This is a genomic window from Streptomyces sp. NPDC027962, from assembly GCF_055566095.1.
Map to the genome: position 1 here is coordinate 1 of NZ_JBVHTA010000079.1, position 9097 is coordinate 9097.

A 9097-nucleotide genomic window follows, 5' to 3' on the forward strand; every position below is an offset into this window, starting at 1 on the left:
ACACCTTCGCCACCCGCGCCGAGACCCGGATCCGGATCGCGACCTGGATCACCGACTTCTACAACACTCGACGGCTACACAGCGTGTGCGGCTGGGAAAGCCCCATCGACTACGAACACGACTACTGGGCCAGCTTCACCGAGGAGCTGGCTGCATAGGAAGGTCTCCACGAAACCGGGGGATTGACAGCCGGGACCGCGCCCGGAAGGCGCTCCGCCCGCAAGAGCCGGGGCGCTAAGGGCCCAGAATGGGCCCAGGCCGTGAGAATGCCCCCGCCCCGCGCCGTATGCGCAGGTCGGGGGCATGATCACAAAACTTACTTCTTCTTGCCCTGGTTCCTGACCGCCTCGATCGCCGCCGCGGCCGCCGCCGGGTCGAGGTAGGTGCCGCCCGGCTTGACCGGGTGGAAGTCGGCGTCGAGCTCGTAGACGAGCGGGATGCCGGTGGGGATGTTCAGGCCCGCGATCTCCGCGTCGGAGATGCCGTCCAGGTGCTTGACCAGGGCGCGCAGGCTGTTGCCGTGGGCGGCGATCAGGACCGTGCGGCCCGCGAGCAGGTCGGGGACGATGCCGTCGTACCAGTACGGCAGCATGCGCTCGACGACGTCCTTGAGGCACTCGGTGCGCGGGCGCAGCTCGCTGGGGATGGTCTGGTAGCGCGCGTCGTCGGACTGGGAGAACTCCGTGCCGTCCTCGAGGGGCGGCGGCGGGGTGTCGTACGAGCGGCGCCAGAGCATGAACTGCTCCTCGCCGAACTCGGCCAGCGTCTGGGCCTTGTCCTTGCCCTGCAGCGCGCCGTAGTGGCGCTCGTTCAGCCGCCACGAGCGGTGGACCGGGATCCAGTGGCGGTCCGCGGCCTCCAGGGCGAGCTGCGCCGTGCGGATGGCGCGCTTCTGGAGCGAGGTGTGGAGCACGTCGGGGAGCAGGCCGGCGTCCTTGAGCAGCTCACCGCCGCGGACTGCCTCCTTCTCGCCCTTCTCCGTGAGGTTGACGTCCACCCAGCCGGTGAACAGGTTCTTTGCGTTCCATTCGCTCTCGCCGTGGCGGAGGAGGATCAGCTTGTACGGTGCGTCGGCCATGCGGACGAGCCTAATCGACACCTCCTGGGCGCCGCGCAGCTGCCCGAGGAGCGGACTCGGTTGACGGTCCCCGTCAATTCAGTGGCGGCCGGGAGACCCGGCTCAGTAAGTTGCGGAGGCCAATGAGGGTCATTACAGCCGTGGGGGGCTCCCGTATGTCCATCGCCTCGCTCAGACGCGCAGCGCGCCAGACCGTCTCGGGATTACCCCAAGGCTTCTGGTGGCTGTGGACATCGACGCTGGTGAACCGTACCGGCGCGTTCGTCCTCACCTTCCTGTCGCTCTATCTCACGCAGGAGCTCGGCTACTCGGCCTGGTACGCGGGTCTTGTCATCGCGCTCCACGGCCTCGGCGGCGTGGCCGGCTCGCCGCTGGGCGGGATGCTCACCGACCGGTGGGGGCGGCGGCCGACGATGATCTCGATGCACCTGGCCGGAGCGGCATGCGCCGCCGCCCTCGCCGTGGTGAGCAGCGCCTGGGGGATCGCGGTCGTCGTCCTTCTGATGGGTGTCGCGATGCAGGCCGTGCGACCGGCGATCAGCGCGATGATCGCGGACATGGTGCCCGAGCCGGAGCTGCGCCGGGCCTACGCGCTGAACTACTGGGCGCTCAATCTCGGCTTCGCCGTCGCCGCACTCGGCGGCGGTGCGGCGATCTTCCTCGGCTACCGGACGTTGTTCGTCGTCGACGCGCTGGCGACGGCGCTCTGCGCGCTGATCGTCTTCCTGAGGCTGGCCGAGACCCGCCCGAAGGCCCGGGTGGACGCCGTCACCGGGGCGCCGGCCGACGAGCAGGTGAGCGTGCTCGACGTGTTGAAGGACGCGCCGTTCCGGACCCTGGTCCTGCTCAACCTGCTGGTGTGCCTCATCTTCACCGCCCCCTGGGTGGGGCTGCCGCTGACCATGGCCGGTGAGGGGCTGTCGGCCAACTCGTACGGCGTGGTCATCGCCGTGAACGGCGTGGTGATCGTCGCGCTGCAGCTGCTGGTCAACCGGATCACGGAGAAGCGTTCGCCGGCGGCTCTGCTCACCGTCTCCTCACTGCTCTTCGCCGTCGGCACCGGTGCGACGGCGCTGGCGGGCACCCCTCTGGTGTTCGCGGCGACGGTGGTGGTCTGGACGCTCGGCGAGATGGTGCACGTACCGACCAACGCGGCGGCCACCGCTCGTCTCGCTCCGGCCCACGCTCGTGGCCGGTACCAGGGCGTCATGGGCATGTCCTGGGCGGTGGCGGGCTTCGTCGCCCCGATCCTGGCCGGCTGGGTCGTGGACGGCCCCGGCCCGGACGTGCTGTGGATGGGCTGCGCGGTGATCGGCGGCGTGGCGGCTGCGGGATACGCCCTCCTGCTGCGGCGCGCTCTGGCCGAGCACAGCGGACACATCGAAGCGGAGGCGGCGGCTGTCGCGGACGCCGCGGAGGCGGCCGCGAAGGTGCCGGAGAGCACCCCGACCACGGCGGCCAACATCTGAAGGACGGCCGGAGGGCAGGCTCAAACGCGTCCCGTGCTCTCGTCGCCCGCCTCCGCCGCGTCGTCCGTCACCCGCGTCCCCGGGTGACGCAGCGCGCACAGGAAGGCGACGGCCAGGGCGATGGCCATCCCGTAGAAGACCCACTGGTTGGCCTCTGCGAAGTCCATCCGGATCGCGTCCATCGCATCGCGCATGATGTTCGCGACGGGACCGTCGCCGGTGGGCGCCTTGTCGTCCGGGTGACCGCTGACGGCCTCTGCGATCGAGCGGCCCGCATCCCGTGCGGCGGCGTCCGGGACTCCCCTGCCGGCCAGGGTCTCCGCGACCCGTTCGGTGGTGATGTGCGTGAGGATCGTGCCGAAGACCGCCATGCCGACCGCCGCGGCGAAGTTGCGCACGGTCTGGGTGATGCCGGTGACCTCGCCGTAGGACGCGTCGATGGCGCGGTTGGCCGCGTCCGTCGACGCGGGGGCGAGCAGGAGTCCGATGCCGGCACCGGCGAGGGCCGCGTACGGCCACTGGTCGTGCATCGACAGATCCGTCAGCTTGCCCGCCCACAGGAAGAAGCCCACGGCACCGACCGCCGTGCCGAGTTTGATCGCGGGCGGCGCGCCGCGTTTGTCGAGGATCCGGCCGCCCCATTGCGCCGCTATGGCGAACCCGATGAAGAAGTACAGCAGGAACAGCGCGGCCTGGTTCGGCGACGCACTCAGCGAGACCTGCGCGTAGACCGAGACGAAGAAGAACAGCGGGACGAACGCCAGCATCGCGAAGAACAGCACCAGGTTGTCCACGGCGAACGCCTTGTCCTTGAACACCTGGAGCTTGATCAGCGGCTCGGCCACGGTCAGTTCGTAGCGGCAGAAGAGGGCCAGCACCGCGAGCCCTCCCACGATGCACCCCCAGGTGGCGGCACTGCTCCAGCCCCATGCCGACGCCTGCTGGAGCCCCAGTACGCACAGCCCCATACCGACGGCGACCAGCGTCGCGCCCGGGAGGTCGAGTTTCTCCACCCGGCGCGGGTTGGGGATGTGGGCCACGGCGACGAGCACCAGCGCGATGACAGCGACGGGGACGTTGACCCAGAAGATGGCGCGCCAGGTCCACGCGGTCAGCCAGCCGCCGAGCAACGGCCCGAGGGCCGTCAGCGCGCCTGAGATCCCGAAGAACAGCGCCAGCGCACGCCCGCGTTTCTCCACCGGGAAGACGGCGATCACGACGGCGAGCGCGGCCGGGAACATCAGCGCGGCGCCGATGCCCTGGGTGGCGCGGAAGACGATCAGCCAGGTCTGCGCAAGGTCGCCCGTAGGCACGCAGCCGCACAGCACGGAGGAGACGACGAAGGTCAGGGTGCCGATCACCACGACGCGGCGGTGTCCGACGATGTCGGACAGTCGCCCGCCCAGGGCGAAGAAGGCCGCCAGCGTGAGCAGGTAGGCGTTGACCACCCACTGCATCCCGGATGCGGAGAGGCCGAGTTGGTCGGTGATGCTTGGCGCCGCGATCGAGACGATCGTCTGGTCGATGAAGGTCATCGCCACCGCGAAGAGCATCGCGGCGAGAGCGAGCGTCTGGTTCGGCGCACCCCGTGCGGTGACAGGGTCGCGTGCGGCGGTGCCGGAGCCCGGAGGGGTCCTTCTGATGCCCATGATCCGAGTCTGAGCCCGGCGGACACGGTGCGCACATCCGGCCGGATGTGCGCACCGCGCCGCAGGTCGGACGCGCTTGCGCGCTGCGCCTCGTACAGGCCCGCGGGGCGGACGGCGCCCGGAAAGCCGTACGCCTCCAGCCGGGAGTGCGCGAGCAGGGTGGTGCGGCCGCTGCCGGCGCCGCGCAGGACGACAGTGCTGTGTCCGGTGCGGATCACGTCGTCGACGCGGTACGGCTTCGTCGGCGGTGAGCACGCCACGACGCTGAGGGACACCGAAGGGGGCGCGCGTGGGGCGCGTACCGGAGAACGGAGGGTGTCAGACCGTCACTTGGCCGGCCGCCGGGTCAGATGCGTGAACGCGTCCAGATTGCGCGTCGATTCGCCGCGCGACACCCGCCACTCGTACTCGCGGCGGATCGCGCTCGCGAAACCGAGCTCGAGCAGGGTGTTGAAGGAACCGTCCGCCGCCTCGAGGATCGTGCCGAGCAGCCGGTCCAGCTCCTCCGGCGTGATCACGGAGAGCGGGAGTTTGCCGACGAGATAGATGTCGCCGAGACGGTCGATCGCGTAACTGACGCCGTACAGCTTGAGGTTGCGTTCCAGCAGCCAGCGGTGGACGGCGGCGTCGTTCTCGTCGGGGTGGCGGATGACGAAGGCGTTGATCGAGAGCGAGTGCCGGCCCACGAGCAGCGAACATGTCGTCGACAGCTTGCGGGTGCCCGGGAGTTTGACGACGTAGGAGCCCGCATCCGGACTCTCCCACTCGAGGTCCGCGTCCTTGAGGGCCTGTTCGACGACCCGCGTCACCTGCTGCACGTCAGCCATGGGGCGAGCGTACGTCAGTGGGGTCTGCGGCCCGCGTGCGGCACCGTCGGCGTGGGTTGCCCGTCGGCGGGCGCGGCCCGTCTGTGGTGGGTGACCCGTCAGTGGTGGGTGGCCCGCACACGGCGGCGGTGCTCGTGCATGGCGGCCTGGTAGACGTCCGCCGTCGCCGTCGCCGCCGCGTCCCAGCCGAACGACTGCGCGTGCCGGGCGGCGGCCGCCCCCATCCGGTCCGTCAGCGACGTGTCCCGTACGAAGCTGCCCAGCACGTCCGCGTAGTGCACCGGGTCGTGCCCCGGAACGAGGAAGCCGGTCCGCTCGTCGCGGACCGCGACCGGGAGCCCGCCCACGGCGGCCGCCAGCACCGGCGTGCCCGCGGCCTGCGCCTCTATGGCGACGAGGCCGAATGACTCGCTGTACGAGGGCATGACCAGCACGGAGGCGGCACGGAACCAGTCCGCGAGCTGCTCCTGGCCCACCGGCGGCCTGAAGTGGACGACGTCCGCGATGCCGAGCTTGGCGGCCAGCTTCTGCAGACCCTCCGGCTTGGCGAGTCCGCTGCCGCTGGGACCCCCGACGACGGGGACGAAGATGCGGCGGCGCAGGGACGGGTCCCGCTCCAGCAGGACCGCGACGGCGCGCAGCAGGATGTCGGGCGCCTTGAGCGGCTGTATCCGGCCCGCGAAGAGGGGGATGAAAGCCTCCTGCGGCAGCCCGAGGCGGGCGCGGGCGGCGGCGCGGCCGTCGGCGGGACGGAAGAGGTCCAGGTTCACGCCCGGGTGGACGACGGCGACCTTCGCCGGATCGGCCTCGTAGAAGCGGACGAGTTCGTCGGCCTCCTCCGCGGTGTTGGCGATCAGCCGGTCCGCGGCGTTCACGATCTGGGTCTCGCCGATCACGCGCGTGGCCGGCTCCGGGGTGTCGCCCTCCGCCAGCGCGGCGTTCTTGACCTTGGCCATGGTGTGCATGGCGTGCACGAGCGGGACGCCCCAGCGTTCGGCCGCGAGCCAGCCGACATGGCCGGAGAGCCAGTAGTGGGAGTGGACGAGGTCGTAGTGGCCGGGGCGGCGGGCGGCCCACGCCTGCATCACGCCGTGGGTGAAGGCGCACAGCTGGGGCGGCAGGTCCTCCTTGGCGAGGCCCTCGTAGGGGCCGGCGTCGACGTGTCGCACGAGGACGCCTGGGGCCAGCTCGACGGCAGGCGGCAACCCGCCGGCGGACGACCGGGTGAATATCTCGACCTCGATATTGATGGCGGCGAGGCGCTTGGCGAGTTCGACGATGTAGACGTTCATGCCGCCCGCGTCGCCCGTCCCCGGCTGATGGAGCGGGGAGGTGTGGACGCTGAGCATGGCGACCCTGCGCGGTTTGCGGTTGCCGCCGGGAAACCGGATACGCGGTGCCATCCGGCTGCTGCCGAGGCGGGACACGTACTGGCTCACGTCGGCGGTCCTCTCGCTGCGGGCACGGCAAGGTGCGGGGCAAGCGGTCCCGCACAGCCTCACAACAGCGGAGCGCGCGCTTCCATTTCCTGGCCGGGGTCACTTTGCCAAATCATTACCGTCTGCGGCCGCAGGCGACTCTTGCGCCCCAGAGCGCCCGGCGGACCGCATCCGATACATCGCGTGCATCGCTGCGCCACGTGCATCACGTGCGCCACGTGCATCACGTGCATCACGTGCGCCACGTGCATCACGTGCGCCGCGGCCCGATGCTCCGCGGCCCGACCCCATACCCTCATTCCCATGAGCCGCCCCGTCGGGACCGCGACCCGCGGGACGACCAACCCCAACCGGCTGCGCCGCATGGACCGCTGGATCGCCGCGACGCACGGCCCCGCCCTGCGCAGCAGCACCGGCGCCCCCGTCGCCGTCGACCTCGGGTACGGGGCCGCCCCCTGGACCGCTGTGGAGCTGCTGGAGCGGCTGCGCACCGCCGACCCCCGGTGCGAGGTCGTCGGCATCGAGATCGACCCGGCGCGGGTCACCGCAGCGACGCCGTACGAACGCGAGGGCCTCACCTTCCGCCATGGCGGCTTCGAAGTGCCGACGACGGGCCGGCCCGCACTCATCAGGGCCGCCAATGTGCTTCGCCAGTACGACGAGGCCGAGGTCGCCGCCGTGTGGCGACGGCTGTGCGGCCGGCTGGCTCCCGGCGGGCTGCTGGTGGAGGGGACCTGCGACGAGATCGGCCGGCGCCATGTGTGGGTGGCGCTCGGGCCCGACGGCCCTCGGACGGTGACGTTCGCGACCCGGCTCGGATCGCTGGAGCGCCCGTCCGACCTGGCCGAGCGGCTGCCCAAAGCGCTGATCCACCGGAATGTGCCCGGCGAGCCGGTGCACGCCTTCCTGCGGGACTTCGACCGGGCGTGGGCGGCGGCCGCGCCCTACGCCTCCCTGGGCGCCCGGCAGCGCTGGATGAAAACCGTCGGGGACGTGGGGACCGACTGGCCGCTGACCGACGACCGGAAGCGGTGGCGGCAGGGCGAGGTCACGGTGAAGTGGGCCGCACTCGCACCCAATTCGGGATGAACGACGCCACGAACGGGTGAAGGAAGCGAACAAGGGAACGCACGGGGCGCCTTGCTCGTCAGTGGAGTGGGGATGAGCGGCAGGCGCGCTGCGGGGCGGGGTGAGCTACGGGGGTGATCTGCGCGCCGATCTGCCGGTCGACCCTGTCGTTTTCACGTGCGCCGTGGCACCATCACGACGTCACACACAAGTTACTGACGGTTAATCACATTCGGGTGTTCCACATGCCCGATGCCAGGCGTTCGTCCGAAGGGGGAGTCGTGAACCGACGCCACTGCGCCACTGCCGCGATCACTGTGGTCTGCGCTCTGACCCTGCTGGCGTTTCCCGGAACCGCCTTCGCGGCCCCGGAACCGGCCCCGACGACTCCGGCGTCCGTCACCAAGCCGGGAGCGCCCGCCCCGCCGGCACCGGGCAAGTCGCTCGAGCAGGTGCGTCTGGAGATAGACGCCCTCTACCGGCAGGCCGCCTCCGCCACCGACGCGTACAACCTCGCGGAGGAGCAGACGGAGAAGCAGTCCGCCGAGATCGTGAAGCTGGCGCAGGAGATGGCCAGGGGCCGGGCCCGTATCGAGGAGCTGAAGAACCGCGCGGGCGCCGCCGCCCGTGCCCAGTACCGCGGGGGCGGCCTGCCGCCGGAGGCGCAGCTGGCGCTCGTCGACGACCCGCAGCTCTTCCTGGACGGGGTGGGTCGCATCCAGCAGGGCCAGAAGGCCACCAAGGATCTCATCACCGAACTGACGCGGACACAGGCCGACTTGGCGACGTACACCAAGGACGCCAGCAGCCAATGGGAGAAGCTCGAGGCCCATCGCGTCAAGAAGGAGAAGGCCAAGAAGGAGATCAAGGAGCGGATCGCCGCGGCCAAGAAGCTCGAGGACCGGCTCGAGAAGGAGGAGCTGGCGAGGCTGCTGGAGCTGGAGAAGCAGGCGCAGTACCAGGCACAGACGGCCTGGCTCGACTCCGGCGCCTTGAAGGGCATCAGCGGCACGGCGAGCAAACAGGGCCTGAAGGCCGTCCGGTTCGCGACGGAGCAGCTCGGCAAGCCGTACGTGTGGGGCGCGGAGGGACCGGGCTCGTACGACTGCTCGGGGCTCACCTCACAGGCGTGGGCGGCTGCGGGTCGGGGCATCCCCCGCACCTCTCAGGAGCAGTGGCGACTGCTGCCCCGCATCGACATCAAGAACATGCGGCCGGGCGACCTGATCATCTACCACTCGGACGCCAGCCACGTGGGGATGTACATCGGCGACGGGGCGATCATCCACGCCCCTCGGCCGGGACGGGACGTGACCATCGCGGGTGCGGGCTCAATGTCGATCCTCGGGGTCGTACGACCGGACAAGTAAGGCCGTTGGGGTGCGTGCCCAGCCGGGCCACAGGGCGGACCCGTGCAGGTGCGGCGCGTGATCTGCGCGGCTGCGCGCGTCCCGGCCCGCTCGAGAGGCGCGCTAGGTGTATTGCCCTGAGAGGTTGGGGACGCGGCTGGCGGGTGGTTGGCCTTTCAGCGCGGTGTGTCCGCGGTGGTGATTGTAGGTGTGCAGCC

General features: G+C 70.7%; 7 protein-coding genes. 3 read left to right on the top strand and 4 right to left on the bottom strand.

All coding sequences use genetic code 11. The features are described 5' to 3' along the window. Window positions 1-316: 316 nt before the first annotated feature. On the bottom strand, window positions 317-1078 hold the full coding sequence (locus ACZ4SA_RS36250) for a phosphoglyceromutase (RefSeq protein WP_468282888.1): 762 nt from the start codon (window positions 1076-1078) through the stop codon (window positions 317-319). A 155-nt stretch (window positions 1079-1233) separates the two neighbouring features. Here ACZ4SA_RS36250 and ACZ4SA_RS36255 point away from each other — a divergent pair, with 155 nt between their 5' ends. Further along, window positions 1234-2547, top strand: a complete 1314-nt coding sequence (locus ACZ4SA_RS36255) for an MDR family MFS transporter (protein WP_468282891.1) — start codon at window positions 1234-1236, stop codon at window positions 2545-2547. Between the two features lie 20 nt (window positions 2548-2567). Here the strand turns inward: ACZ4SA_RS36255 and ACZ4SA_RS36260 are convergent, their stop codons facing one another. From ACZ4SA_RS36260 to mshA, 3 genes are all read right to left on the bottom strand, one after another. After that, window positions 2568-4196 carry an MFS transporter gene (locus ACZ4SA_RS36260; protein ID WP_468282894.1) on the bottom strand — a complete coding sequence of 543 codons (1629 nt, stop codon included), beginning with the start codon at window positions 4194-4196 and terminating at the stop codon, window positions 2568-2570. 326 nt (window positions 4197-4522) lie between these two features. Further along, window positions 4523-5023 carry a type III secretion system chaperone family protein gene (locus ACZ4SA_RS36265; RefSeq protein ID WP_468282897.1) on the bottom strand — a complete coding sequence of 167 codons (501 nt, stop codon included), beginning with the start codon at window positions 5021-5023 and terminating at the stop codon, window positions 4523-4525. Between the two features lie 98 nt (window positions 5024-5121). Further along, window positions 5122-6462, bottom strand: coding sequence for a D-inositol-3-phosphate glycosyltransferase (gene mshA / locus ACZ4SA_RS36270; protein WP_468282900.1), 1341 nt, complete (start codon window positions 6460-6462; stop codon window positions 5122-5124). A 303-nt stretch (window positions 6463-6765) separates the two neighbouring features. On the opposite strand from mshA, the gene ACZ4SA_RS36275 reads away from it, so the two are divergent. Both ACZ4SA_RS36275 and ACZ4SA_RS36280 read left to right on the top strand, forming a co-directional pair. Next, a complete protein-coding gene (locus tag ACZ4SA_RS36275) occupies window positions 6766-7551 on the top strand; it encodes a class I SAM-dependent methyltransferase (RefSeq protein ID WP_468282903.1) in 786 nt (261 codons plus the stop codon). Between the two features lie 260 nt (window positions 7552-7811). Continuing rightward, window positions 7812-8900 (top strand): C40 family peptidase, encoded by a 1089-nt coding sequence (locus ACZ4SA_RS36280; protein WP_468282906.1) that lies wholly within the window; start codon window positions 7812-7814, stop codon window positions 8898-8900. Window positions 8901-9097 lie beyond the last annotated feature (197 nt).